At 63.9% G+C, this 26,084-nt stretch carries 26 protein-coding genes; 13 read left to right on the forward strand and 13 right to left on the reverse strand.

Features of this window, described 5'->3' with window-relative positions; genetic code table 11:
• Positions 1-10: 10 nt before the first annotated feature.
• Positions 11-280, forward strand: a complete 270-nt coding sequence (locus ACSQ3S_RS17065) for a GlsB/YeaQ/YmgE family stress response membrane protein (protein WP_176650975.1) — start codon at positions 11-13, stop codon at positions 278-280.
• Here the strand turns inward: ACSQ3S_RS17065 and ACSQ3S_RS17070 are convergent.
• The 5 genes from ACSQ3S_RS17070 to ACSQ3S_RS17090 all read right to left on the reverse strand — a co-directional run bounded on the left by ACSQ3S_RS17070 (position 277) and on the right by ACSQ3S_RS17090 (position 6,635).
• Positions 277-3,333 (reverse strand): sensor histidine kinase, encoded by a 3,057-nt coding sequence (locus tag ACSQ3S_RS17070; RefSeq protein WP_436143122.1) that lies wholly within the window; start codon positions 3,331-3,333, stop codon positions 277-279. The two genes, ACSQ3S_RS17065 and ACSQ3S_RS17070, sit on opposite strands and share 4 nt — an antisense overlap.
• On the reverse strand, positions 3,330-4,694 hold the full coding sequence (locus ACSQ3S_RS17075; protein WP_436143123.1) for an amino acid permease: 1,365 nt from the start codon (positions 4,692-4,694) through the stop codon (positions 3,330-3,332). The genes ACSQ3S_RS17070 and ACSQ3S_RS17075 overlap by 4 nt, the downstream gene beginning before the upstream one ends.
• Before the next feature lie 92 nt (positions 4,695-4,786).
• A complete protein-coding gene (locus tag ACSQ3S_RS17080; protein WP_436143124.1) occupies positions 4,787-5,518 on the reverse strand; it encodes a glutathione S-transferase family protein in 732 nt (243 codons plus the stop codon).
• A complete protein-coding gene (locus tag ACSQ3S_RS17085; RefSeq protein ID WP_436143125.1) occupies positions 5,518-5,829 on the reverse strand; it encodes a YciI family protein in 312 nt (103 codons plus the stop codon). Before ACSQ3S_RS17085 ends, ACSQ3S_RS17080 begins: the two co-directional genes overlap by 1 nt.
• Positions 5,826-6,635 carry an SDR family NAD(P)-dependent oxidoreductase gene (locus ACSQ3S_RS17090; protein WP_436143126.1) on the reverse strand — a complete coding sequence of 270 codons (810 nt, stop codon included), beginning with the start codon at positions 6,633-6,635 and terminating at the stop codon, positions 5,826-5,828. Before ACSQ3S_RS17090 ends, ACSQ3S_RS17085 begins: the two co-directional genes overlap by 4 nt.
• 186 nt (positions 6,636-6,821) lie before the next feature.
• Between ACSQ3S_RS17090 and ACSQ3S_RS17095 the strand changes: the two genes are divergently transcribed.
• From ACSQ3S_RS17095 to ACSQ3S_RS17110, 4 genes are all read left to right on the forward strand, one after another.
• Positions 6,822-7,838: an AraC family transcriptional regulator ligand-binding domain-containing protein gene (locus ACSQ3S_RS17095; protein ID WP_436143127.1), complete on the forward strand. Its 1,017-nt coding sequence runs from the start codon at positions 6,822-6,824 to the stop codon at positions 7,836-7,838.
• A gap of 31 nt (positions 7,839-7,869) precedes the next feature.
• Positions 7,870-8,469 (forward strand): TetR/AcrR family transcriptional regulator, encoded by a 600-nt coding sequence (locus ACSQ3S_RS17100; protein WP_436143128.1) that lies wholly within the window; start codon positions 7,870-7,872, stop codon positions 8,467-8,469.
• Positions 8,470-8,603: 134 nt separating this feature from the next.
• The gene (locus tag ACSQ3S_RS17105) at positions 8,604-9,605 is read left to right on the forward strand and encodes an NADP-dependent oxidoreductase (RefSeq protein ID WP_436143129.1); all 1,002 of its coding nucleotides are present in this window, start codon (positions 8,604-8,606) and stop codon (positions 9,603-9,605) included.
• Positions 9,606-9,666: 61 nt separating this feature from the next.
• A complete protein-coding gene (locus ACSQ3S_RS17110) occupies positions 9,667-10,491 on the forward strand; it encodes an SDR family NAD(P)-dependent oxidoreductase (RefSeq protein ID WP_436143130.1) in 825 nt (274 codons plus the stop codon).
• Between the two features lie 30 nt (positions 10,492-10,521).
• Here ACSQ3S_RS17110 and ACSQ3S_RS17115 read toward each other — a convergent pair whose 3' ends face one another.
• The gene (locus ACSQ3S_RS17115; RefSeq protein ID WP_436143131.1) at positions 10,522-10,839 is read right to left on the reverse strand and encodes a FlxA-like family protein; all 318 of its coding nucleotides are present in this window, start codon (positions 10,837-10,839) and stop codon (positions 10,522-10,524) included.
• A gap of 121 nt (positions 10,840-10,960) precedes the next feature.
• On the opposite strand from ACSQ3S_RS17115, the gene ACSQ3S_RS17120 reads away from it, so the two are divergent.
• The 5 genes from ACSQ3S_RS17120 to ACSQ3S_RS17140 all read left to right on the forward strand — a co-directional run bounded on the left by ACSQ3S_RS17120 (position 10,961) and on the right by ACSQ3S_RS17140 (position 17,725).
• A complete protein-coding gene (locus tag ACSQ3S_RS17120) occupies positions 10,961-11,914 on the forward strand; it encodes a MurR/RpiR family transcriptional regulator (RefSeq protein WP_176650969.1) in 954 nt (317 codons plus the stop codon).
• A 44-nt stretch (positions 11,915-11,958) separates the two neighbouring features.
• Positions 11,959-13,122 carry a cyanophycinase gene (locus ACSQ3S_RS17125; protein WP_436145040.1) on the forward strand — a complete coding sequence of 388 codons (1,164 nt, stop codon included), beginning with the start codon at positions 11,959-11,961 and terminating at the stop codon, positions 13,120-13,122.
• A 132-nt stretch (positions 13,123-13,254) separates the two neighbouring features.
• Positions 13,255-14,382 carry a polysaccharide lyase family 7 protein gene (locus ACSQ3S_RS17130; protein ID WP_436143132.1) on the forward strand — a complete coding sequence of 376 codons (1,128 nt, stop codon included), beginning with the start codon at positions 13,255-13,257 and terminating at the stop codon, positions 14,380-14,382.
• Positions 14,382-15,284 carry a type II secretion system minor pseudopilin GspK gene (gspK, locus tag ACSQ3S_RS17135; RefSeq protein ID WP_436143133.1) on the forward strand — a complete coding sequence of 301 codons (903 nt, stop codon included), beginning with the start codon at positions 14,382-14,384 and terminating at the stop codon, positions 15,282-15,284. The genes ACSQ3S_RS17130 and gspK overlap by 1 nt, the downstream gene beginning before the upstream one ends.
• Before the next feature lie 113 nt (positions 15,285-15,397).
• Positions 15,398-17,725 carry a GH92 family glycosyl hydrolase gene (locus ACSQ3S_RS17140; RefSeq protein WP_436143134.1) on the forward strand — a complete coding sequence of 776 codons (2,328 nt, stop codon included), beginning with the start codon at positions 15,398-15,400 and terminating at the stop codon, positions 17,723-17,725.
• Positions 17,726-17,776: 51 nt separating this feature from the next.
• On the opposite strand, the gene ACSQ3S_RS17145 is transcribed toward ACSQ3S_RS17140, so the two are convergent.
• The 7 genes from ACSQ3S_RS17145 to ygfZ all read right to left on the reverse strand — a co-directional run bounded on the left by ACSQ3S_RS17145 (position 17,777) and on the right by ygfZ (position 23,215).
• On the reverse strand, positions 17,777-18,142 hold the full coding sequence (locus ACSQ3S_RS17145) for a glyoxalase superfamily protein (RefSeq protein WP_436143135.1): 366 nt from the start codon (positions 18,140-18,142) through the stop codon (positions 17,777-17,779).
• Positions 18,143-18,148: 6 nt separating this feature from the next.
• Complete coding sequence (locus ACSQ3S_RS17150; RefSeq protein WP_436143136.1) at positions 18,149-18,520, reverse strand: VOC family protein; 372 nt, start codon at positions 18,518-18,520, stop codon at positions 18,149-18,151.
• Positions 18,521-18,570: 50 nt separating this feature from the next.
• Positions 18,571-19,491, reverse strand: a complete 921-nt coding sequence (gene ppk2 / locus ACSQ3S_RS17155) for a polyphosphate kinase 2 (protein WP_413446141.1) — start codon at positions 19,489-19,491, stop codon at positions 18,571-18,573.
• 14 nt (positions 19,492-19,505) lie between these two features.
• A complete protein-coding gene (locus tag ACSQ3S_RS17160) occupies positions 19,506-21,104 on the reverse strand; it encodes an inorganic phosphate transporter (protein WP_436143137.1) in 1,599 nt (532 codons plus the stop codon).
• Between the two features lie 77 nt (positions 21,105-21,181).
• Positions 21,182-21,925 (reverse strand): NRDE family protein, encoded by a 744-nt coding sequence (locus ACSQ3S_RS17165; protein WP_436143138.1) that lies wholly within the window; start codon positions 21,923-21,925, stop codon positions 21,182-21,184.
• Positions 21,916-22,203, reverse strand: coding sequence for a DUF4936 family protein (locus ACSQ3S_RS17170; protein ID WP_436143139.1), 288 nt, complete (start codon positions 22,201-22,203; stop codon positions 21,916-21,918). Before ACSQ3S_RS17170 ends, ACSQ3S_RS17165 begins: the two co-directional genes overlap by 10 nt.
• Before the next feature lies 1 nt (position 22,204).
• Positions 22,205-23,215 (reverse strand): CAF17-like 4Fe-4S cluster assembly/insertion protein YgfZ, encoded by a 1,011-nt coding sequence (ygfZ, locus tag ACSQ3S_RS17175; RefSeq protein ID WP_413446139.1) that lies wholly within the window; start codon positions 23,213-23,215, stop codon positions 22,205-22,207.
• 168 nt (positions 23,216-23,383) lie between these two features.
• On the opposite strand from ygfZ, the gene mltG reads away from it, so the two are divergent.
• Genes mltG through ACSQ3S_RS17190 form a run of 3 tightly spaced genes read left to right on the forward strand, consistent with a single transcriptional unit; the run spans position 23,384 to position 26,083 of the window.
• Positions 23,384-24,373 carry an endolytic transglycosylase MltG gene (mltG, locus tag ACSQ3S_RS17180; protein ID WP_176650651.1) on the forward strand — a complete coding sequence of 330 codons (990 nt, stop codon included), beginning with the start codon at positions 23,384-23,386 and terminating at the stop codon, positions 24,371-24,373.
• A gap of 4 nt (positions 24,374-24,377) precedes the next feature.
• A complete protein-coding gene (gene tmk / locus ACSQ3S_RS17185; RefSeq protein WP_176650652.1) occupies positions 24,378-24,995 on the forward strand; it encodes a dTMP kinase in 618 nt (205 codons plus the stop codon).
• 47 nt (positions 24,996-25,042) lie between these two features.
• Positions 25,043-26,083, forward strand: coding sequence for a DNA polymerase III subunit delta' (locus ACSQ3S_RS17190; protein WP_436143140.1), 1,041 nt, complete (start codon positions 25,043-25,045; stop codon positions 26,081-26,083).
• Position 26,084: the final 1 nt, after the last annotated feature.

The following is a 26,084-nucleotide window of genomic DNA, read 5'->3' on the forward strand; positions in this document are numbered from 1 at the left end:
GAGGAGTACGATGAATATCATCATCTGGATAGTGGTGGGAGGAATACTGGGCTGGCTGGCCAGCCTGGTCATGCGAACCGACGCGCAGCAGGGGCTGGTGCTGAACGTCGTGGTCGGCATAGTCGGCGCGCTGCTCAGCGGCTGGCTGCTGGCGCCGATGCTGGGCACCGGCACCATCAATGCGAACGACTTCAGTGTCGAATCGCTGGCGGTATCCTTCGTCGGCGCGCTGGTGCTGCTGGCCGTTGTCAACCTGCTGCGGCGCGGCCGGTTGCGCTAGGCGGCTTTGGGGTGCTGCCGGCGGCGCCACCAGCGCCGCACGCCGCCGGCGTAGGCCAGGCGGGCTGGAACGGTCAGCGTCACGCGGGTGCCTTTGCCGGGTGCGCTGTCGATGTCCAGCTTGCCCCCGGCGCGCGCCGCCCGTTCGCGCATGCCGACCAGGCCGTAGTGCCGGGGGCTGTTCTCGCCCTGTACCTCGGCGGCGGTCATGCCCTTGCCGTTGTCGACCACCTGCAGCATGAAGTGTTCGCGTTCGTAGATGAGCTGCACCTCCACCTGGGCCGCGCCGGCATGATGGAAGGCGTTGCGCATCGCTTCGCGGCCGATCTCGCAGGCTTCCTCCGCCACCAGGGCGTCGAGCTTGACGCGCGCGCCGCAGACCATCAGCACGAATCGGGTGCCGGGATGCTCGCTTTCCAGCTGGAGTCCGGCCTCGCGCGCGGCGCGCTCGACGTCGTCGATGCGGCCAGAGCGCAGCTCGTGCACCTGGTCGCGGCCTTCGACGACGGTGTCGCTGGCATTGTCGAGGATGGGTTCCAGCGCCTTGCGTGCCGCGCTGTCTTGCGGCAGCGTGGTGACGACCACGTCCAGCCGCAGGATGATCGCCTGCACGCTTTGCAGGAAGGTGTCGTGCAGCGTGCGGGCGATGCGTTCGCGTTCCGCCATGCGCACGTGCATGCGCTCGGCCACGCGTTCGACGGCGACGCGCATGCGGTGCAGGTAAAGCAGGTACAGCAGGCCGGCCGCCGCCAGCACGCATAGTAGCTTGAACCAGATGCTCTGCACGAAGGTCGGCGCGATCTCGAATTCCAGCAGCGCCTCCTGCTCGACCGGCACGCCGTCGTCGTTCCAGGCGCGCACGCGGAAGCTGTAGCTGCCCGGGCCGAGGTTGGTGTAGTAGGCGGTGCGGCGGCCGCCTGCCTCCTGCCAGTCGCCGTTGACGCCGGACAGCCGGTACTGGAAACGCATCGCCTCGGGCTTGCCGAGGCCGGGCGCGGTGAACTGGATGTCCAGGTCCTGCGATCCGGGCGGCAGGCGCAGGCCGGCCTTGGCGGCGTAGCTGGTGGCGCCGGCGTCGATACGCAGCACCCGCACTTCCGGCTTGAAACCGTTGCGGCGGATCTGGCCCGGGGCCAGCCGCACGATGCCGCCGCTGGCCATGAACCACAGCTGGCCCGCGCGGTCGGCAAACACGCTGGGCAGGCGGTTCTCCACCATCGCCTGGCCCGGATAGCCATCCAGGGCGCCGGTCAATTCGTAGCGCAGCGGCGCGTCCGGATGGTCGACGGCGTCGCGCCAGTCGTCGCGGCGCACGTGGACCACGCCCTTGGCGCCGTTGAGCCAGCGGTCGCCGTCGGCGGTGATGGCCATGCCGGAGATGTTGACCAGCGCGTCGGGCCGGTCGGTCTTGAGCATGCGGAAGCCCTGACCCTGCAATACCGCCAGGCCTTGGTCGCCACCGGCCACGACGTCCTCGCCGGCGGTGATGCTGGTGATCAGCCCCAGGGCACGGCCGTCGTATGTGGTCATCTTGCCGTTGTCGTTGAAGACAAGCATGCCGTCTGCCGTGGCGTGCCAGCGCTGGCCGGCGCCGCGCCCTGGCGCGCCGAGGAAGATGCGCGGCGACAGCGTGAAGGCGCTGCGCGGCAGCCAGCGGCCGTCCACGTAGCCCATCAGGCCGACCTTGGAGGCCGCCATCCACAGCACCTTGCCGTCGTCCTGCAGACCGAGCACGTCGAGGTCCGTGGGCTGGCCGTCGGGGCCCGGCGGCAGCGGTATCTTGCTGACCTGGCCGTGCAGGCGGCGCTCGATCTCGCGCCGGCCCGCCAGCAGCAGCGCGCCGTCGCGGGCGTTGGCCACCACCGAGAACGGCTGGCTGCGTTCTTCCTGCGGCGCCTTGCCCGGCGCCAGTCGCCAGGCGGTGGCGGTGTTCTGCGTGGTGGCCCAGACGCCGCCCTCGGTGTCGCCGGCCATGCTGAAAATGCCGGCCGACAGCGGCACCCGCGCCGGTATCAAACGGTTTTCACGGAAGCGGTCGAGGCCACCCTGGGTGGCGATCCAGATATTGCCTTCGCGGTCTTCCATGATGACGTTGGCGGCGCGCGCAGACATCTGTGTGAGCGGATTCAGCGTGTCTGTGGCGTCGCGCACCGGCGTGAATGCGTCCTGCCGTTGGCCGCCGCGCGCCACCACACACAAGCCCTGCGGACAGTGCTGGGTCCACAGATTGCCGTCACGGTCGAACTGGCCGGCCCAGCGTGATTCGGCCGGATTGAAGCCGGCTGAACGCGGCAGCGCGCGGGCCGGGGCGTAGCCGGGCGGAAGGCTCAGCGCCAACGGCACCGGCTGCAGGCGCTGCCCATCGGCCAGCCACATGCGGCCGTCGGGCGATTGAATCAGCGCGGCGTCGTTGGCCTGCGCCAGCACTTGCTGGAATTTTCCGGTGGCGCGGTCCAGGCGGTACAGGCCCAGGGCATTGATGGTCCAGACCTGGCCGTACTGGTCGAGCAGTACGCTCTTTGCCATCAACTCCGGCAGGCCTTGATCCGGGCCGATCTTGCGCGGCTGGCCGTGCGCATGCAGGAACAGGCCGTTGTCGCTCGCGATCCACACGCCGCCGTCGCTGTCCGGCGCCAGCGTCATGACGCGGCCGTTCTTGCTGTCGAATGCGGGCAGGTCTTCCAGCCTGCCGTCCTTGTGCAGCACCGACAGGCTGCCGACCATGTAGCTGATCCACAGGTCGCCGTTGTCCTGCGCGCGCAGTTCGGTGATGCGGCGGCGGGCGAATTCGCCGTTGATCGGCAGGACGTAGCGTTCGAAGCGCACGCCGTCGAAGCGGAACAGGCCGGTCGTGGTACCCAGCCACAGCCAGCCGTCCGGCGTCTGCGCGAGGCTTTTTACCTCGCCCGGCGCGCCGTCGCGCGCAGTCCATGAGGCGTGATTGTAGTCGTCGAGCCGGATGTCCGGATTGAGCGCCGCGGCCGGCGCGCACGCCAGCCACAGCATGGCGGCGCCGACGAGGGCACGCCAGCTCCGGCCGCGCCGCACGTTCATTGCACCGCTGCGGCGCTTGGCTTTTTGGTGCGCAGCTGGTAGCCGACGCCCAGCACCGCCAGCCATACCGGGATCAGGTACACCGACAGCTGCAGGTCCGGCGTCATGTACATCACCACCAGGATGCCGGCCAGGAAGGCCAGGCACAGGTAGTTGGTCAGCGGGTAGCCCAGGCTGCGGAACGCGGTGGTCTGGCCCTCGGCCTTTTTCTGCGCGCGGAAGCGCAGGTGGATCCAGCTGATCATGCCCCAGTTGATGATCAGCGCCGAGACGACGAGTCCCATCAGGAAGCCGAAGGCCTTGCCCGGCATGAAGTAGTTGACGGCCACGCAGATGCCGGTCGCCAGCGCGGACACGCCCAGCGCCGCAAGCGGCGCGCCGCGCTTGTTCAACTTCAGCAGCGCCTGCGGCGCGTTGCCTTGCTTGGCCAGGCCGTACAGCATGCGCGTATTGGAATACACGCAGCTGTTATACACCGACAGCGCGGCCGTCAGCACCACCGCGTTCAGCGCGTGCGCCACCAGGTTGCTGTTCAGCGCATGGAAGATCAGCACGAACGGGCTGCCGCCGGTGACCACCTTCTGCCAGGGGTACAGCGACAGCAGGATGCCCAGCGCGCCGATGTAGAAGATCAGGATGCGGTAGATGGCCTGGTTGGTGGCCTTGGGTATGGTATGCGATGGATTGTCCGCCTCGGCCGCGGTGATGCCGATCAGCTCCAGGCCGCCGAACGAGAACATGATGACGGCCATCGCCATGACCAGGCCGCCGACCCCGTTGGGGAAGAAGCCGCCGTGTTGCCACAGGTTGGCGACCGTGGCTTCCGGACCGGCGCTGCCGGAGAACAGCAGGTAGGCGCCGAACACGATCATGCCGACGATGGCGACCACCTTGATGATGGCGAACCAGAACTCCATCTCGCCGAAGGCCTTGACGTTGGACAGGCTGATGGTGTTGATGATGGCGAAGAACGCCAATGCAGAAACCCAGGTCGGGATCGCCGGCCACCAGTACTGGACGTAGATGCCGACCGCCGACAGTTCGGCCATGCTGACCAGCACATACAGCACCCAGTAGTTCCAGCCCGCCGTGAAGCCGGCCAGGTGGCCGCAGTATTTGTCGGCGAAGTAGCTGAACGAACCGGCGACCGGCTCGTCGACCACCATCTCGCCCAGCTGGCGCATGATGAAGAAGGCGATCAGGCCGGCCATGCCATAGCCCAGCAGCACCGACGGCCCGGCCATCTGTATGGTTTGGGCGATGCCGAGGAACAGGCCGGTGCCGATGGCGCCGCCAAGCGCGATCAGCTGGATGTGCCGGCTCTTCAGGCCCCGTTTGAGTTCGTTCTTACCATCTGCCATCTGTTTCCCTGGGCGGTATGCAAAAACGATGATTCTAATGCAAAAGCCGGCCGGTGAAAAAGAAATCGCGCCGCCGGCCTGGGCGGTTGCGTCTAGTCTTGCGGGAAACGCTCGCGCCAGAAGGTCGTGAGACGGGGGTCTTCGTCCACGCGGCGTACCACCGGCGTCATGCGTGGCGCGACCTCGTAGAAACGATCGCGCCAAGGGCCGAAGCGGGAGGCCACCGTGACGTAGAGGTCAAGCACGGACAGATCATCACCAAGAAGATACCGGCCTGGCTTTAGCTGACGATCCATGTTGTTCCAACAAAATGCGATGCGCTCATGCACTGCGTTGACCACGGACGTTCGTGCGCCGACGGGCGCGCCGATGCGCTGGACATCGGGCTTGATCCAATGGAGCGAGTAGATGGCTGAGGATACGTAGACCATCCATCGCAGAAATTGGCGCCGCCGAGGGTCTTCCGGCGCCGGCGCCAGGCCCGCGTCAGGGTACAGATCCGCAAGGTAGATCAGTATTGCGGCGCTCTCCGTCATGACCTCTCCGTCTGGCATGACCAAGGTTGGGATCTGCCGCATCGGATTTTCCGCTGCGACGCGGTCTCTGGCTTCCTCATCCACCCAAGTGGCGCCCTCGATGAGGGAGTACGGAATACCGAGCAGTGTCAGTGCCGCTTCGACGGCGATCGATCCCGACGCTTGTGCACCGTAAACCGTGAGAAGGGGCACATCTGCCATCGGGTTCCCTGAGCGGTATGCAAAGACGCTGATTCTAATGCAAAAGCCGGCGGGCGAAAAAGAAATCGCGCCGCCGGCTTCGGGCATCACTCGTGCGGCGGCAATGGCTTGAATTTCAAATGCAACATGGTGTAGTGCTCGTAGTGGCCTATGCCGTGCTTGATAATCGGGTCTTCCGATGTCAGCGCGTCAATCTCCTGGTCGTCGGCGATCTGGTACAGCGACACCCCATAGCCGCCAGTCTCATCGATCACCGGTCCATGCGCCACAATCGCGCCTTGCTCCAGCAACTGGTTCAGATAGTTGCCATGCTGCTGCATCCAAGCTTGCTCATCGGCAGAAATGGTGGACAGGAAGTTCGCGCGTGGCGGAATGTATTTGCAGAGGTAGTATTTCATGATAAGGCGGTCTCCACACTTTTCAGAATGGAGCCTTCAAACATCTTCGGCGCATAGCTTTGCAGGAACAGAATCATGCCGGTCATCTTGCCGACCGGATTGCTGAATTTCGGTTCCTGCGTGCTGATCAACCGATCAATGGTATTGACCACCGCATCCGGCGCCTCCGCTTCATCGATGCCCTTTTGAGTTGCGGCATTCGCCTTGCGGCGATAGCTGTTGTAATCCGCGATATTGGTCTGGCTTGCCGCAACTGCGTTATGGGCCAGGTTAGTCTTGAACCACACCGGCTCAACCATGCTGACCTTGATGTTGAATTGGTTAAGCTCGAAGCGCAGCGATTTGAAGTACCCCTGTACCGCATGCTTGGAAGCGCTGTAGAACGACAGGTTGGGTGGTCCGATCAGGCCGACGATGGAACTGACCGTAATAATCTGCCCCTGCTTCTGCGCGCGGAACTGCGGCAGCAAAGCATTCGTCACCTTCACCGTGCCCCAGAAGTTGGTTTCAAACTGCTGCCTCCCCAGCTCAATCGAGGTCTCCTCGGCGATGCCCGTCACCATGTAGCCAGCGTTATTGACCAGCACATCGAGCTTCGACGTGTGCTGGAACAGCGCTTCCGTGAATGCCCGGATGGAGCGGTCGTCGCCGATATCCAGTGGGAGCAGCTTGAACGGCAACTTGCCGGCATGCTTTTCCGGCTCGCGGCTGGTGCCGATCACTGTGTGGCCTTGTTGGTGCAGGTGGTTAGCCAACAGCATGCCGAAACCCGACGATGCGCCGGTAATCAGGATAGTCTTTTTCATTTCATTGCCTTCTTTGTAGAGTTTTGCAGTGGCTTTACTTTGCCTGAGGCGGACGTTGCTGGCACTCGCCAATCGCGCCACATAAGCGCAAAATGCGCCAACTTCACCGTAGGCGTCCTGGCGCCGTTGGCTATTGTGGTGGCGTGTTCTGCGAGCTAGACTGATCCCATGAACTCATCAAATAAAATGGACTATGCGATCTGGCCGGGCTGGCGCCTGTTGATGCAGGATGCGGGGCTGGCCACCGCGCCGGTGCTGCGCCGCGCGCAATTGCCAGGCGACTTGTTCGCGCGCCAGAACGTGCGTCTGGATGCCGCCAACTTCTTCAAGCTGTGGACCGCGATCGACGACGAAGCGGCATCGCTCGCCCCGGACCTGCCGGCGCCACTGCGTATCGCGCAGGTCATGTCCTCTGAATGGTTCGATCCTGAACTGTTTGCCGCACTGTGCAGTCCTAACCTGGCCGCTGCGCTGGATCGGATCAGCAAGTACGTCAAATTAATCGCGCCCATGAGCATCAACATGACGCGTGCGCCGGCGCAGACCACGGTCACCATCGACTTCATCGAGCCCACCGCGCGGCCGCCGTTGGTGTTCCTGGCGTTCAAGCTGGTTTTCTTTGTTCAGCTGGCGCGCCTGGCGACGCGCACGCATGTCCAGCCACTGCGCGTCAGCTGGCCTCTTCATGCCATCACCGAAGCGGACGCGGATAAATACGCCTCGCACTTCGGCATGGCGGTGACCGACGCGCAGCTGGCCACGTTGGTCTTCGCCAACGAGGATATGGATCGCCCCTTTCTGACCGAAAACCACAAGATGTGGCTGTTTTTCGAACCGTCGTTGCGGCAGCGGCTGGCCGATCTGGACCGCAGCGCCGGCATGCTGGAGAGGGTGCGCAGCACGTTGCTGGAATGCCTGCCGGCCGGCGAAGTGTCGATGCTGACGGTCAGCCGCAAGCTGGCAGTCAGCACGCGCACGCTGCAACGTCGGCTGAAAGAGGAGGGCACCACGTTCCAGCAAACGCTGGATACGCTGCGCGGCTCGCTGGCACACCACTATTTGCGCAACACGCACATGTCGGGTGCGGAGATCTCCTTCCTGCTGGGCTTTGAGGATTCCAATTCCTTTGCCAGGGCATTTCATGCCTGGACAGGAAAGACCCCGCAGACGGTAAGGGAGGAAAGCGTTGCGACAACGGTTTGACGCCTCACAACACATTTTTTTGAAATCGTGTATGATTATCGTCATGCGAAATACAAAACCCACCATTAGAACGGCAGCCAAGGAAGCCTCGCATGAGCGCATCGTGGCCGCCGCTGCGCGGGCGATCCGTCGCAGCGGCTATGACGGGACCGGAGTAGCCGACATCATGAAGGAGGCCGGCCTGACCCACGGCGCCTTCTACGCACACTTCGCCTCGCGCGAGGCCATGCTGGCGGAAGCAGTGGGGCGGGCTTGTGCGGAGTCGGCAGCCGTAGCGGCAGACGTTGTTGCCAGCGTGCCCCCGGAACAGGCTTTGACCTACATGCTCCACGCCTATCTCTCGCGAGAAAACCTGGAGCAGGTGGAGCAGGGGTGCCCGCTGGCCGCGCTGGGCTCGGAGACCGTGCGCCAAGCGCCCGAAGTCCGGCGCGTGACCACCCGGTACATCAAGGAAATGGTCGATCTTGTTGCCCGCCAGTCGCCGGATTGGGGGCAGCCGGGTGTCCACGAGCGCTCCCTCGTGACCATCTCTGCCATGGTCGGCACGTTGCTGTTGGCCCGCGTCGTCGACGAGCCTGCGCTGTCCGACAGCCTGCTTACGGCTGCCTTGAAGCACCTGCCCGTCGCCTGACGCCACTGAAATCCATCAATTCTTCGCTTGCCTAAAAATATGATGATCATCATGCGAAAATAAAAATTACGTCCCCAGCATGGAGTCATACGACGCCATTCACAAACCTCGCTACGTCAGGAACAAGGAAAATCATGAAAGCGCTCACCTTCAAACGCTATGGCAAGTCGCCCGACATCGGCATCTCGGACGTTCCCCGCCCGACGCTCAAGCCCAGCGAACTGCTGGTTCAGGTCCACGCCGCGGGCGTGAACCCGATCGACAACATAATCCCCACCGGCATCTTCAAACCCGTCCTTCGGTTCCGGCTTCCGGCTACGCTGGGCAGCGATCTAGCCGGTGTGGTGACGGAGGTCGGCAGCAGCGTGACGCGCTTCAGACCCGGCGATGCGGTCTTCGCCAGCATCTTCGACATGGGCACGGGCTCGATCGCCGAGTTCGCGGTGGTGCCGGAGAGCGCGGCCGCGATGAAGCCGGCCAACCTGGACTTCGTGCAGGCGGCATCGATCCCGATGGTTGGGCTCACCTCGTGGCAAGCGCTGAGTGAACGCGCCATTCTTCGGGCTGGTCAAAAGGTGTTCATTCCCGCAGGCTCCGGCGGTATTGGCACGTTTGCGATTCAACTGGCAAAGCACCTGGGCGCCAAGGTGGGAACCAGCACCAGCACCGGCAACGTCGAACTGGTGAGCGGGCTGGGCGCGGACGAGGTGGTTGACTACAAGAAGCAGGAGTTCGAGAAAGTGCTACGCGACTACGACGCGGTGCTTGGCACGGTCAGGGGTGACGCGTTGGAGAAAACCGTCGATATCCTCAAGCCGGGAGGCACGATGGTATCCCTGGTCGGACCGCTGGACGCGGCATTCGCTCGCGCTCGACGGCTGAACTTCTTGCTGACCTTCGTGTTCGGCTTGATGAGCCGCAAGATCATCCGCCTTGCGAAAAGACGGGAAGTCGCCTACTCGTTTTTGTTCGTGCGTCCCGATGGCGATCAACTCGCCCAAATCGGCGAACTCCTCGAGGGAGGGCACATCCGGCCGGTGATCGACAAGGTGTTTCCATTCGAGCAAGCAAAGGAAGCCCTTGAATACCTTGCCCAGGGGCGTTCCAGGGGCAAGGTCGTCGTCAAGATGAGATAGAGGCGGTCAAAGACCCCGGATCACCTGGCTAGGGTGATTTTCACACGATAAGGAGAGCGATTTGAGTACATCCACAACCGTCGGCATGGGCAAGCGCGCACTGGTGACCGGTGCATCCAGCGGCATTGGCGCGGCAATCGCGCGCGAGCTCGCGGCGCTCGGCGTTGATCTCGTGCTGACGGCGCGGCGCCGCGACGCACTCGAGGAGGTCGCCGCGACCTGCAAGGGCGTGAAGGTCGAGATCGTTATCGCGGATCTCGGCAAGCCCGATGCCGCGCGCGCGCTGTGGGCCTCCGCCACTGCGGCCGGCCCGATCGACATCCTGATCAACAACGCCGGATTCGGCTACTTCCGCCGGTTCGACGAGGTCGACTGGGCGCGCGACGCGGAGCTCGTCCAACTCAACATGACCTCGCTCGTCGCACTCGCGCGGTGCTTCGTCGACGCGCGCAAGGCAGGCACCGGACCCGCGTACATGGTGAACATCGCGTCGACCGGCGCGTACCAGTCAGTGCCGAACATGGCGCTGTACGCCGCGTCGAAGGCGTTCGTCCGCAACTTCAGCGAGGGCCTCCATGACGAGCACCGCGGCACGTCGCTGTCGGTGACCTGCGTCTGCCCTGGCGGCACGGAAACCGAGTTCCATGCCGCATCCGGCGGGGGCGACTATTCGTGGATTGCGAACGCGTCGACGAAAAGCGCGGAGTTCGTCGCGCGCGCCGCTATCCGTGCGATGCTGCGCGGCAAGCGTACGGTTGTGCCCGGCCTGTTCAACAAGCTGTCGTGCTTCGGCGTGCGCTTCTTGACGCGGCGGTTCGCGTCGCGGGTTGCGACTCTGGTGCTAGGCAAGCCGCGGTTGGCGCTGCCGGCGCGAAGAGCTAGTTAAGCGCACTCAGGGCCCCTTGACGGGGTCGAGCTATCGCTGCCGCCGCGCTTCCTCCTCCTTTTTCATATCCATTTGCGCCTGGCGGTGCGTCTCCGCCTTGCGCCGTTCGTTTTCCTCGATTTGCGCGATCTGCCGCTCCAGCAGTTGCACGGTGCGGTTCAGATCCTCGATCTCCTTGATCAGCTGCAGGCGCGCCTGGGGATCGCTGGTTTCCATCAGCTGCTTCTGCAGCGCGGCGATCTGTTTGCGCAACTTCTTGATATTCCCCAGCAGGCCATTAATCTGTGCCTGGGCGCCGGAGACGACACCCGCGCTGCGCGCGCCTCCTGAGGTAATGCTGGATACCATTGTGACTCCTGGTTGGTTTTTTTTGGTATTGTAAGTCAACTAACTGTGTATAAGTGTAAATACGACTCGAAATTTCCAGAAATATCAGTATCCTTACGTTCTTTCGAAAATCGAGGACTGCATGAAAACCAGCAAACCAGTTTCGGCGCCTGCGGTTCGATCGTCGTCGGCGGGTGTCGCGTTTGCGCAGTCGTCGCTGGGCCATGTGCTGTCCGGAGTCCTGGCCCAGGGCTCGGCATCGAATCGCAGTATCGCGAATTACCTGTTGCGCAACCCGATGCGGGTGACCGCGCTGAAGATCGATGAAATGGCCGAAGGCTGCCAGGTGTCCACCGCGACCATCAGCCGCTTCGCACGCGATATCGGTTTCGCCAATTACGCCGCCATGCGCAGCGCCGTGGCCGAGACGCTGCATTCGGAAATGCAGCCGGTCGACAAACTGCGCCACTCGATAGAGAACCGCGAGGGCTCGATGTGGCCCGGCGGCGAGAGCGTGGAGTACGCGCTGGCCAATATCGGCGCTGCCCGCAACGCCTTGTCGCAGGCGGACATGGACCAGGTGGTGCAAAAACTGGGCGCGGCGCGTACCGTGTATGTGCTGGGTTTTGGATTGTCTTATTATCTGGCGGGCCTGCTGTCGCTGCATCTGCAGCCGTTCTGCCATCATGTGGTGGAGGTGGCGGCCGCGGGCGGCACCGAGGTCGCGGCGGGCCATCTGGCCACTATCGGCGCGGAGGATGTGCTGGTGGTGATCTCGTTCCCGCGTTATGCGCTCGACGTGGTCCGCCTGGCGCAGTATGCGCGCGACCACCAGGCTTGCGTCATCGCGCTGACCGATGCTCCGGCCTCGCCGCTGGTGGAAATGTCGCAGCACGTGCTGTATGCGAACAGCACCCATCCGGTCCTGCCGAGCAGCTCGACGGCCGCCGTGGCGATCATTGAAGCGCTGGCGGTGTCGTTGATGGTGTCGAACAAGGATAATGTGGAGAAGGCCGCGCGACTGACGGAGGCGATATCCGCCTACCTGTACGGCCCGACGGCCGGCAAGAACGGCAAGGGGAAGGGCAAGGCGTGAGCTATCTTCTTCGTGTGATCCGGGTCTGTGCTTTGCTTTGCGCGATGCTGCCGGCCGCGCAGGCGGCGGAGCAGGCGCCTCAGGGTTCACTGGTCATCGTCGGCGGCGCGCTGCGTGCCGACAACGCCGAAATCTGGCAGCGGGTCGTGAAGCTGGCCGGCGGCGCCGGTGCGCGGATTGCCGTCATCCCGGCCGCCGCGGCCAATCCCGTGCTCTCCGGCGCCAACCTGGCCGGATACCTGAACCACTACGGCGCCTCGGCGTTCGTGGTGCCGCTGGCGGTGCGCCTGAAGGATCATGACTATCGCCGCGATGCGGAAGACGCGGCGCTGGCCGCATCGATCCGCCAGGCCGGCGGCGTCTATTTCGCCGGCGGCGACCAGGCGCTGATCACGCAGGCGCTGGTGCGCGCGGACGGCAGCCGCACTGCGGCGCTGGAAGCGATATGGGATGTGTACCGGCGCGGCGGCGTGATCGCCGGCAGTAGCGCCGGCGCCGCAATCATGAGCGCCACCATGTACTACAACGCCAAGACCGTATTCGGCACCCTGAGCCAGGGCGTCAACGATGGCGTGGAACTGGCGCCGGGACTGGGCTTCATCGGCAACGACGTCTTCGTCGACCAGCACCTGCTGGCGCGCGGACGCTTTGCGCGCATGCTGCCCGCGATGCTGAAGAAGGGCTACAAGCTCGGGCTGGGGATCGACGAGAACTCGGCGCTGATCATCGGCCCGCAGCACGAAGTGGAGGTGATCGGCTACCAGGGCGCGCTGTTGCTCGACCTGTCGCAAGCCAAGACCAGCGGCGCCAAGGAATTCAACCTGTCGAATGCGCGCATCAGCTATCTCGATCACGGCGACCGCTATAACCTGGCCACGCGCCGCTACACGCCATCGGCGGACAAGGCCGATGGGCTGCTGGATCCGCTCAAACCGGAGGAGAAGGATCCGGTCTATTCGACCGATGTCCTCGGCCATAACACGGTGCTGGTGATGCTGGAAAAGCTGATCGACAACGTGCAGACCGAGGCGATCGGCATCGCCACCGCGGGCCCCGGCGAGCCGTTCCAGGAACTGGGGTTCGAGTTCAAATTCACCCGCACGGCCGACAGCATCGGTTATGCGTCCGCCACCACCGACGCCTATACGATCCTCAATGTACGGCTCGATGTGCGTCCGCTGCAGATCACGCGGCCTTGGTATAAGTAAACGTTTTACTTTGAAGATACTAGTTGGTTCCGTTAAAACAACGACATATTAGAAAAACGTTTACCTTGAATTATGTGTTGAGTATGATGAATTGGCAATTCACCCGAAAATAAACTACAGGGGACACTCGACATGCAAAAAATTTCAGCTCAGGCAGCGATCGCTGCTGTGCTGCTGGCGGCGCTCGCCCCGGCTTCGGCACAGACCAAACTGACGATCGCCAATTCCAACATCACTGCCAGCGGCAGCGACACCAACCTGCCGGTCAACGCCAACGACGGTTCGCTGGCCACGCGCTGGTCGGCCGACGCCACCGCCGGCGCGCAGTGGCTGCAATATAACCTCGGCGGCTGCTACAAGGTCGCTTACGCCAACCTGGCCTGGTACAACGGCGATACGCGCAAATACAGCCTGTCGCTGAAGACGTCGAACGACGGCAACAGCTGGAGCGATGTATTCAACGGCACCAACAGCGGCACCACGGCGCAGCTCAAACCCTACACCTTCGGCGACAAGTCGGCCAAGTACGTGCGGGTGCAGAGCACGGGCAGCGATGTGAACAAGTGGGTCAGCCTGTCGGAGATGGAGATATGGACCAACGGCGCGGGCAGCTGCACCGGCCTCGATACCGCCAAGGCGCCAGGCCAGAACTTCGACCTGTCCGGCTATAAGCTGCAGACGCTGGACGGCTCGCTGCAGCTCAAGCAGGTCAGCCCGATCGGCAGCTACACCGATCCGTATTTCTATACCGACGGCTCCACCGGCGCGATGACGTTCTACGTGCCTTCCGGCGCCGGCTCGACCGCCAATTCGGAGTATCCGCGCTCCGAAATGCGCGGCAACGCCACCTGGAACATGGGCGGCACGCATACGCTGTCGGCATCGATGAAGGTGCTGCAGCAGCCGGCCACCGGCAAGATCATCATCGGCCAGATCCATGGCGAGCAGACCGGCGGTTCCGAGCTGCTGAAAATCCGCTGGACCAATGGCGATGTGCTGATGGGCGTGAAGCAGCACTTCGCCGATCCGGAGCAGCAGATCCTCATCAAGAGCGGCCTGGCGCTGGGTGACAACATCGACTACACCATCAAGCTGGCTGGATCGACGGTGACGGTAACGGTGAACGGCACTTCCAAGTCCTATACCTACGACACGGCGTCGTGGAGCGCGATCGACCTGTACTTCAAGATCGGCGCGTACTCGCAGGATTCGTCGGCCGACGGCACCCATGCCAAGGTCGCGGTAACGGCGCTGCAGTAATGCCCGCGCGGCGGAGGGGACGTCAACGCGGCGTGGCCGTGGTGACGGCCTTGCTGCTGACGGCGCTGTCCGTCACGCTGGTCACCGGTATCTTCTGGCAGCAACAGGTACTGGTGCGCGGCATGGAGGGGCAGCGCCTGCAACTGCAGGGCAAGCTGATAGTGCGGGCGGCGCAGGATGCCGCGCGCCTCGCGCTGCTCGACGTGGCGGCGCAGGCCAACGTCACCACGCTGGACGGCGCCTGGACCGCGCCGCTGCTGGAGGACCGGCTGGACCGCTACCTCGGGCAGGATGCCGGGCCGGGAGGGATGGGCTCCGGTGGCCGGCTGGCGCAGCGCATCGTCGACGCGCAGTCGCGCTTCAATCTGCGCAACCTGGCGCCCGGCGGCAAGATCGACCTGTTCCAGGTGACGGCGTTTTCGCGGCTGCTGGCGGTGCTGCGGCTCGATACCGGACTGGCTTACCGGGTGGCGGAAGCCGTCGCCGGCGCGCAGAAGGGCATGGATATCCAGCGGCTCGACGACCTGCGCACCATCGCCGGTTTCAGTCCGGCGGCACTGGAACGCTTGCGGGAGTTCGCCGTCGTGCTGCCGGAGGCGACGCCGGTCAACGTGAACACGGCTTCGCCGGAAGTGCTGACGACGGTGGTCAACTTTTCGCTGCAGGATGCGCGGGAGCTGATCGGCCGCCGCCGGCAGGCTTATTTCACTGGACCCAGCGACTTCGCGTTCCGGCTGAACGACAAGGAGACGCTGGAGGGCGTCAGCTACGAGGTCTCGAGCAGCTACTTCCTGGTCGACAGCACGCTGACGCTGGCGCGCGCCACGCTGCGCATGCAGGGGCTGATACAGCGCGGAGCAGGGAAGGCCGGCGCCGCACTGCTATGGTCACGGGAGGACTAGACGAGGGCATTGTTTAGCGAATTTACTAAACAATGCCCATCGCGGCGGGGAAGTGATTGACCGGTGCCCTGTCCGGGGCTATAAAGTCGGATCGTCCCTGTACTGGAATCCGAATGAACGCGACTAAACTCTTTTCAACCGCCGCCGCGCTGTCGCTGGTCCTTGCACTACCGTCGATCGCGACCGGCCAGACCACACCGGCCGCCGCGGTCGATGTTTTCATCGGCACCGGCGGCGACGGCCATACCTTCCCCGGCGCGGCGCGGCCATTTGGCATGATCCAGCTGAGTCCCGATACGCAGGTGCGGCCGTTCCGCCAGAGTTATCCATGGGCGTCCGGCTACCGCTACGAGGACGACAGCATACTCGGCTTCTCGCACACGCACTTCTCCGGCACCGGCCATTCCGACCTGGGCGACGTGCTGCTGATGCCGTACAGCGGCGAGACCAAGCTGGAGCCGGGCTATCCCGAGCGTCCGTTCAGCGGCTACCGTTCGCGCTTCAAGCACCAGGACGAGCATGCGGAGCCGGGCTACTACGCCGTCAAGCTGATGGACAACGATGTCGATGTCGAGCTGACCGCCAGCGAGCGTGTCGGCCTGCATCGCTACCGGTATGCCAAGGGCGCCGAGGCCAAGGTGATACTGGACCTGCGCAGCAGCATCTACGACTACAAGGCCAAGAACCTGTGGTCGCGGCTGCGCGTGCGCGACAACACGCTGATCACCGGCATGCGCGAAACGCGCGGCTGGGCGGCCGGCCGTCAGCTGTACTTCGCGATATCGTTCTCGCATCCGCTGACCTCGCGCGCATTGCGCAACATGGAGCTCGATGTCGAGTACAAGGGCTTCGCCGGTCCGGGCAGCGGCCCTGGCGACAAGGCCGTGGTGGAGGGCAAGGCGCTGGTCGGCGCGCTGGAGTTCGGCGTGCCGCCGGATGGCCAGCTTGAAGTGAAGGTGGCGATTTCCGCCGTCAGCGAGGAGGGCGCCATCGCCAACCTGGCGGAGATGCCGGGCTGGGACTTCGACGCCGAGCGCGCGAAAGCATCGGCGGCGTGGAACGAGGCGCTGGGCGCGGTGGCGATCGAAGCCGCGCCGGACATGCGCAAGATGGTCTACACGGCGCTGTATCACAGCATGCTGGCGCCGAGCCTGTTCATGGACCGCGACGGACGCTATCGCGGCCCGGACAACGAGGTGCATCAGGCGCAGGGCTTCCGCTTCCATTCGACCTTCTCGCTGTGGGACACCTATCGCGCGCTGCATCCGCTGCTGACGCTGATCCAGCCGGAACAGCGCAACGTCGATTTCGTGCGCTCGCTGATCGAGTCGCAGAAAGCCAGCCCGTACGGCATCCTGCCGGTATGGCAGTTCCACGGGCTGGAGACGTGGTGCATGATCGGCTATCACGCGGTGCCGGTCATCGCCGATGCCTACATGAAGGGACTGAAGGGCTTCGATGCGGAGGAGGCGCTGAAGGCCATGACCAGCAGCGCCGAATATGGTCCGTATGGCGGCCTGCAGTACTACATGAAGCTGGGCTATGTGCCGATCGATCTTGAACCGGAGGCGGCGTCGAAGACGGTGGAGTATGCGTTCGACGACTGGACCATCGCGCGCATGGCCGAGAAGATGGGCAAGAAGGATATCGCGGCGCGCTACTACAAGCGGGCGCAGAACTATCGCAATTCGTTCGACGTGAAGACAGGCTTCCTGCGAGCGAAGAAATCGGACGGCACGTTCCGTGAGCCATTCGATCCTGTGCTGTCCAACTTCGGCAGCGACTACACCGAAGGCAGCGCATGGCAGTATTCCTGGTATATGCCGCACGATAACGCTGGCCTGATCAAGATGCTGGGCGGCGATGCCGGCCTGCAGAACAAGATCGACATGATGTTCGACGCCAAGGTGGACGAGAAGGTGTATGCGCACATGGAGGATATCTCCGGCCTGATCGGCCACTACGCGCATGGCAACGAGCCGTCGCATCACGTGGCCTACCTGTACAACTATGCCGGCGCGCCGTGGAAGACGCAGAAGCGTCTGACGCAAGTGGTGGCGTCGCAGTACAGCGCCAAGCCGGACGGCTTGTCGGGCAACGACGACCTGGGGCAGATGTCGGCATGGCTGGCCTTTACGGCACTGGGCTTCTACCCTGTGGCGCCGGGCAGCAACGAGTACGTGATCGGCCGGCCGTTCCTGGACAAGGCGGTCATGAATCTGCCGAACGGGAAGACCTTCACCATCCGCGCCGTCGGCTTGAGCGCGGAGAACGTGTACGTGGCCGGCGTGACCCTGAACGGCAAGCCGCTGGCGCAGACCTTCCTGCGCCATGAGCAGATCACGGCGGGCGGAGAGCTGGTATTCACGATGTCCGGCAAGCCGAATATGGATTGGGGCAAAGGCACCGCCGCGCGTCCCTACACGCAAACGGCGTATTGATTCAGCGGGGCAGGTGCGCCCCGCTCCGCATCACAGGCGGCAGGCCGAGTGCTACTCGCCGTTCTGCACGAAGGTGAGGCGGTTGCCGGATGGGTCCTTGATCGACATCTCGCTGCCGCCCCAGGGCGGATTCTCGATGCCCGGACGGGCGTGTTTGAACTGCTTGGCATTCAGCTCCGCATGGTACTCCGCCAGGCCGTCGGTCTGGATGCGCAGCGCGGCGCCGGGACTGCAATCGCCGAAATGCTCGGTGAGGTGCAGCACGCAGCCGCCTTTGGAGACCTGCATGTAAAGCGGGAGATTGTCTTCGAAGCGGTGCTCCCAATCGACCTTGAAACCGAGGAAGTCCACATAGAATTCGCGCGTCTTCGCTTCGTCGAAGCTGCGCAGGATGGGGGTGACTTGTCCGAGGATCATGGCGGCCTATAGGTGTTGGTCGATCAGCACCGGATTGCCGTCGGGATCGATGACGATGATGCTGGCCGGGCCGGTAGTGGTCTCGTCAGCCTCGGAGGCGAGGGCGACGCCTTGCTCCTTGAGCTGGCGCTGGATCTCGCGCACGTCGGTAAAGCCATCGAGCGGCTTGGCGTCCTGGTCCCAGCCGGGATTGAAGGTCAGCATATTCTTCTCGAACATGCCCTGGAAAAGGCCGACGACGTGGTCGCCGTTCTTCATGATCAGCCAGTTCTGCGACGCATTGCCGCCAAACTCCTTGAACCCCAGCTTTTCGTAGAAAGCCCGCGAGGCGGCAAGGTCCTTGACCGCCAGGCTGATGGAAAATGCGCCGAGTTGCATGTCGATCTCCTAACGTGGCTGATCTAACAACTCTAGCACACTTGCCCCGCTCAGTACACCTCGGGCACGATGATCTCGGTCGGCACCGGACGGCGCACGTAGTCGTCGTGATACTCGCGCTCGGGCAACTGGATCACCGGATGCTCGACTTCCTCGTAAGGCATCTGTTCGAGCAAATGGTGGATGCAGTTCAGCCGCGCCTTCTTCTTGTCGACGCCTTGCACCACCCACCACGGCGCCTCCGGAATATGGGTGCGCTCCAGCATGATCTCCTTGGCCCGGGTGTATTCCTCCCAGCGGCGTCGCGATTCCAGGTCCATCGGGCTCAGTTTCCACTGCTTCAGCGGATCGTGGATGCGGCCCAGGAAACGCGCGTTCTGCTCTTCGTCGGAGATCGAGAACCAGTACTTGATCAGCTGGATGCCCGAGCGGGCCAACATGCGCTCGAACTCCGGCACGGTCTGGAAGAATTCCTCGTACTGGTCGTCGGTGCAGAAGCCCATCACCCGCTCGACGCCGGCGCGGTTGTACCAGCTGCGGTCGAACAACACGATTTCGCCTGCCGCCGGCAGGTGCGACACGTAACGCTGGAAGTACCACTGCGTGCGTTCGCGGTTGTTCGGCGCCGGCAGCGCGGCGACGCGGCAGACGCGCGGATTCAGGCGCTGCACGATGCGCTTGATCACGCCGCCTTTGCCTGCTGCGTCGCGGCCCTCGAACAGGATCACCACCTTGTGGCCGGTGTGGACCACCCAGTCCTGCAGCTTGACCAGCTCCGCCTGCAGGCGGAACAGCTCGCGGAAGTACTGGCGCCGCGCTTCCTTGGCTTCGGCGCTGCGCTCGGTGACCACCACTTCGCGCGTGACCGGGTCGATCTCGCGGTCTTCCAGTTCCATTTCCAGCTCTTCGTCGTAGCTGTCGGTCAGTTCGCGCTGTACGCGCTCCATCAAATCCTGTTCATTCAATTGCATGGTCATTCCTTGGTTCAGAAAATATGGGAGAACAGCCAGAACAGCGATCCCGATAACAGGATCGCCACCGGCAACGTCAGCACCCAGGCCATGGCCAGGTTGCGGACGGTGGACCATTGCAGGCCGGAGCGGTTGGCCGCCATCGTGCCGGCCACGCCGGACGACAGCACGTGCGTGGTCGATACCGGCAGGCCGTAGACGTCGGCGGCGCCGATGGTCAGCATGGCCACCAGTTCGGCCGATGCGCCCTGCGCGTAGGTCAGGTGCGACTTGCCGATCTTCTCGCCGACGGTGACGACGATGCGCTTCCAGCCGACCATCGTGCCCAGCCCCAGCGCGATGGCGACGGCCACCTTGACCCACAGCGGAATGAACTTGGTGGCGTCGTCCAGCTGCTTGCGGAAGGCCTTCAGGTTGGCTGCGGTATCCTGGTCGAAGGGCAGGGCCTTGGACTTGTCGAGCAGGCGCATGGCTTCGGCGGCGAGGTACATGTCGTTGCGCACGTTGCCCACGGTTTCGGCCGGCACCTTGGCCAGCGAGCCATGCAGCTTGACGGCCTGGCCGATCTCGCCGGTCAGCGCCGCCAGCGCAGGCACCACGGCCGGCGTCATTTCCTTGCTGCGGATGTAGGTCGACAGCACGGTGCGTGGCTCGGCGGCCGCCAGCGCGTTCGGCACCACGTATTTTTGCAGCGACTGCTGGGTGACCTGGGTGACGGCGACGAACTGCGTCACCTGGTCGACCGGCATGGCGCGGTTCAGCGCATAGGCCATCGGCACGGTGCCGACCAGGATCAGCATGATCAGGCCCATGCCCTTCTGGCCGTCGTTGGAGCCGTGCGCGAAGGAGACGCCGGTACAGGTGAGGATCAGCAGGCCGCGGATGTACCACGGCGGCGGGGTGTTGCCCACCGGAGCTTCGTACAGCTCGCGGCTCTTGACCAGTGCGCGCAAGGCCAGCAGCAGCAAGGCGGCGCAGCCGAAACCGACCATCGGCGACAGCAGCAGCGAGTAGCCAACCTTGGACGCCTGCGCCCAATCGACGCCGCTGGTGCCGTCGCGGCCGTGCATCAGCGCGTTGGCGATACCGACGCCGAGGATGGAGCCGATCATCGTGTGCGACGACGATGCAGGCAGGCCGAGCGCCCAGGTGCCGAGGTTCCAGATGATGGCGGCAATCAGCAGCGCGAACACCATGGCGAAGCCGGAGCTCGAACCCACCTGCAATATCAGCTCGACCGGCAGCAGCGAGATGATGCCGAAGGCGACCGCGCCGCTGGACATCAGCACGCCGAGGAAGTTGAAGCACCCGGACCACACGACGGCGACGTTGGCCGGCATCGAGTTGGTGTAGATGACGGTGGCGACGGCGTTGGCGGTGTCGTGGAAGCCGTTGACGAATTCGAAGCCAAGCGCGATCAGCAGGGCGACGCCGAGCAGGATGTAGGGCAGCCAGCTGGTGGCGACCGGGCCGGCCTCGGTGACGTCGGCGCGCAGGCTGTAGGCGCTGAACAGCAGGCCGGCGACCAGCAGCACGACGAAGATGGCGGCGGTGAGGGGAGTGCTCTTGCTGTCAGCGGGGCTGACGCGCGCGGCTTGGACTATCGTATTCATGCCATTCAGCTCCAATATAAATTTGGTAACTGAATGTACTTGGGGATTGTGACAGAGGTATGACGACTTTCCGCTGGCTAGTGGATCAGCATCTCCTGCAAGGTGGCGGGGGCGTTGGTGTACAGCTTGACCACGGTCGAGGTACGGGTGCCGTAGCTCGGGCTTTCGATGCGCACCGCCGACAGCGTCCGCTCCAGGTCCAGCGGCACGCCGGTTTCCGGCAGGCGCTGGTCGGGGGCGGGCGTGGTGTCGGCCAGCATTTCGAAGAAGGCGTCGTCCGGCGCGCCCAGGCACAGCAGGCTGGCGAACTGGGCCTTGGTCTTCAGCACCTTCGGCCATGGCGCGTCCAGCAGCGCGTTCGACAGGCCGTACACGCCCGGTTCCAGCGGCTTGCCGTTGCGCGGGTCGTTGTCGCCGCGGTTGGAGAACCAGATCAGCGTGTCGCGGTCGCCCAGCACCAGGTTGAAACCATTGTAGGCGCCGGCGCCGGGGCGGATCGCGTCGACGTATTGCTGCGGCGTCATGCTGCCGGCCAGGAAGTCGGACACCAGGTGCCCGCGCGAGGGCGCGTCGTCCCGGTGCTCGGCCGGCGCGCGGATGTTGGTGATGGCGGCAAAGCGCGACGGGCCGTTGTCGCCGGACGGCTGGGTGATGCCCATCCAGCTGCCGCCGGCCTTGAGGTCGCGGCCGGCGTAGATTTGCGGATGCTCCGGCCACACGCCGGCCGGCGCGGTGGCGCGCTGGTAAAACTCGTCGCGGTTGGCCGCGGCCACCAGCGGTACTCCCGGTATGACCCGCCAGGCAAAAACGATCAGGCACATGGGGCTAAATCCGTAAAAACTTCGGTGTGGCGCGCGCCGGCTATCCATGCGAACAAGCCGGCTTGTTCTGCCGCGGCGCCGAGCGCCGCCGCAAATCCGTCAGGCGTGGCGGCATACACTTCCATCCACGTCTGCATGCCGTCCTTCGCTTCCGGACGGCGCTTGAGCTGGCCGGTCACGCCATGCTGCGCGGCAAGCTCCGCCTGCATCGAGACGACCGCCGCCTGCAAGGGCGCCGCGTCGGCATCCTTGACCTGGTAGTAAATATAGAGATCCATGCTAGAGATCGAGCGGGTCCAGCAGGTATGGCATGTCGAGGAAGATCAGCGGCGCGCCGTCGGCCGAGCCGAGGCGGACCGAGGCCGCTTCGATGGCGGCCAGCTTCATTTCGACCAGTGCGTCGATGCCGCCGTGGCCGTTCGGCGCGGCGTTGACGATCATGCCGCAAGGCTGCTCGGGGTCGGCCGTGGCGAACACTTCAACACCGGCCGCGGCGGCCGCGTCGGCGATGGTCACCAGGGTGGTGCGCCGCTTGAGCTTGCCCAGATACTGGCTGCGGGCGACGATTTCCTGTCCCGGGTAGCAGCCTTTCTTGAAATTGACGCCGCCCAGCAGCTCGAAATTGATCATCTGCGGGACGAACTGTTCCTGCGTGGCCTTGGTGATCTGCGGCACACCGGCGTGGATTTCGGACAGGTGCCAGGCGTCCGTGCGGCCCACGGCCAGCTTGTCGGCCAGCACCGGCGCCACCGTGTGGGCGGTCTCGGCAGACATCAGCCACTGGTAGCGCGGCGCGCCAAACGCGTCGGCGACGCGGATCAGCGTGCCCAGCGGATGGTCCAGCTTGGCGAACGGTTGCGCGGGCAGGGTGTCGAACCAGTTTTGCAGGACCGCTTCGGCCAGGCCGCCGCCGAGGCCGATGACGACCTGGTTGGCCGGCGCCTCGGTGGCGTCGCTGAGCTTGGTCTTGGCGCGCAGCACGAACATGCCCAGCCGCTTCTGCACCGGCGCCTGGATCTCGCGCGGCAGCTGCAGGAAGATGGTGGTCTCGCTACGCCACATCAGGAAAGAGGCCAGCAGGCGGCCTTTAGGCGAGCAATACCCGGCCAGGCGCGCTTCGCCCGTGCCCAGGTGTTCGACATCGTTGGTCAGCTGGTTGTGCAGGAAGGCGGCCGATTCCTCGCCGTCCAGCGCGATCAGGCCCTGGTCGGCGATCGGCGCGGCGAAACCCACGGCCAGCTGGGTGGTCGTCAGCACCTGCGATGCTGAAAGTTCATTCCAAGAAGACATAATTTCCAATAATTTGACGATTAAAGCATTATCATTACGGGCTCATTATAGTGATGTCGGACGGATCGCGTCGGATGCTGCGCAAAACGCGGCACTGGCGGACTGTGCCAAGAAGTGGCAAGCTGTGCGACTTGATCCAACACTTGATCCAACCCAACGGCTTTAACAATGGCTTTTATAAAAAAAATCATCACTCTTTGCATCATGCTGGCGATCGCCGGCGGCGGCTATTTCATGTACTGGTCGCAGCACCCGATCATCGGCGACGAGATCGAGCCTATCGAATTCAATATCACCCCGGGCAGCGGCGCCCATGCGGCCGGCCAGCAGATCGCCGAGGCCGGCGTGCCGATCGAGCCGCTGCTGTTCAACCTGCTGGCGCGCGTGACCAATAAGAGCGGCAAGCTGAAGGCCGGCGCCTACGAGCTGAAGCCGGGCACCACGCCGCTGCGCCTGATCGACCAGCTGGTGCGCGGCGAGTTCGCGCAAGAGCAGCTGACCATCATCGAAGGCTGGACCTTCCGCCAGATGCGGGCCGCCATCGCCGCCCACAAGGGCTTGAAGCACGACACCGTGGCGCTGTCCGACAAGGAAGTGATGAGCGCGATCGCCTCGGAGTACAAGTTGCCGGAAGGCCTGTTCTTCCCGGATACTTATTTGTTCGCCAAGGGCGCCAGCGACCTGCAGATCTACAAGCAGTCGCACGCGATGATGCTCAGCCACCTGGCCGAGGCCTGGGACAAGCGCGATCCTTCGCTGCCGTACAAGACGCCGTACGAGGCGCTGACCATGGCCTCCATCGTCGAAAAGGAAACCGGGCAAAAGTCCGAGCGCGGCATGATCGCCGGCGTCTTCGTCAACCGCCTGAAGATCGGCATGCTGCTGCAGACCGACCCGACCGTGATCTACGGCATGGGCAACAAATACGACGGCAAGATCCACAAATCGGATCTGGAAGCCGACACCCCTTACAATACCTATACCCGCACCGGCCTGCCGCCGACGCCGATCGCCCTGCCGGGCGTGCAATCGTTGTCGGCCGCGCTGGCCCCGGCCAAGACGCCGGCCCTGTATTTCGTCTCCAAGGGCAACGGCACCAGCCAGTTCTCGGACAATTTGACCGACCACAATCGGGCAGTAAACAAGTATCAACGATAAGCACATGACTCAACACAGCGGTAAATTCATCACCTTCGAAGGCATAGACGGCGCCGGAAAATCCACCCACATCGCCTTCGTCGGCGACTACATCAAGGCGCGCGGCATAGCGCTGGTCAGCTCGCGCGAGCCGGGCGGCACGCCGCTGGGCGAAAAGCTGCGCGACCTGGTGCTGCACGAAAAGATGCACCTGGAAACCGAAGCCCTGCTGATGTTCGCCAGCCGCCGCGAGCACATCGCGCAGGTGATCGCGCCGGCGCTGCACAGCGGCGCCTGGGTCATTTCCGACCGCTTCACCGACGCCAGCTTCGCCTACCAGGGCGGGGGGCGCGGCATGGACCTGGCCAAGCTGGAAGCGCTGGAGCAGTGGGTGCACCCGCACCTGCAGCCGGACCTGACCTTGCTGTTCGACGTGCCGCTGGAAGTGGCGCGCGCGCGGCTGGACGCCACCCGCTCGCTGGACAAGTTCGAGCAGGAAAAGGCCGATTTCTTCGCCGCCACCCGCAACGAATACCTGCGCCGCGCCGCGCAATTCCCCGAGCGCTTCCGCGTCATCGACTCGACCCAGACCATCGCCGAGATTCAAACCCAGATCGGCGCCATCCTCGACGAGTTACTTTAACTTTAAAAGCATTGCATAAGCGCTTGTTTTAAAACAGAATACTAATAATGAGCAATTCCATCTACCCGTGGCAGGAAGCGTCCTGGCAGCAGCTGCAACTGCTGCGCCAGCGCATGCCGCACGCGATCCTGTTCCACGGCGCGGCCGGCATAGGCAAGTCCGACTTCATCGAACGCTTCGCCCAAGGCTTGCTGTGCGAGGCGGTATTGCCCGACGGTCACGCCTGCGGCCAATGTTCCTCCTGCGGCTGGTTCTCCCAGCAAAACCATCCGGACTACCGCCGCGTGCGGCCGGAGGCGCTGGAAGACGAGCCTGCCGCCGAAGGCGAAGAAGGCGAGGGCGAGAGCAAGAAGACCGCCAAGTCGACCAAGGCGCCGTCCAAGGAAATCAAGATCGAGCAGATCCGCGCATTAGCGGATTTCATGAACATTTCCACCCACCGCCAGGGGCTGCGGGTGGTGGTGCTGTATCCGGCCGAGGCGCTGAACATGCCCGCCTCCAACGCCTTGCTGAAGACGCTGGAAGAGCCGCCGCCGGGCACCGTGTTCCTGCTGGCGTCGAACAGCCTGGACCGCCTGTTGCCGACCATCCTGTCACGCTGCCGCAAGTTCGCGCTGCCCATGCCCAGCCATGCCGAAGCGCTGGCCTGGCTCAAGGCGCAAGGCGTGGCCGACGCCGACAGCTGGCTGCGCGAGCAGGGCGGCGCGCCGCTGGCCGCGATGGCGCAGGCCGAAGTGGGCAACCGCGACGATCTGGAGGTACTGCTACAGCTGCTGGTCCGTCCCAGCGTCGAAGGCGCGTTGAAAGTTGCCGACAAACTGCAAAAAGTGCCGCTGAGTGCACAAGTTTCCTGGTTGCAGCGCTGGCTTTATGATGTGTTTTCCTACAAACTGGCAGGTAACATCCGGTACTATCCTCGTTACCAGAAGGAACTGGCGAGTCTGGCCGACAAGATTCACGTCAGCCGTCTGCTGGCCGCGATCAAGGGAGCCAACGAACGCCGGGCGACGGCCGATCATCCCCTGTCGCCCAAGCTGTTCCTGGAGGATATGTTGCTGGACTACGCCGCCTGCTGCGCTGAAAGGTAAC

This window comes from Duganella sp. LjRoot269, assembly GCF_964254095.1.
Taxonomy (GTDB): domain Bacteria; phylum Pseudomonadota; class Gammaproteobacteria; order Burkholderiales; family Burkholderiaceae_D; genus Rugamonas; species Rugamonas hordei.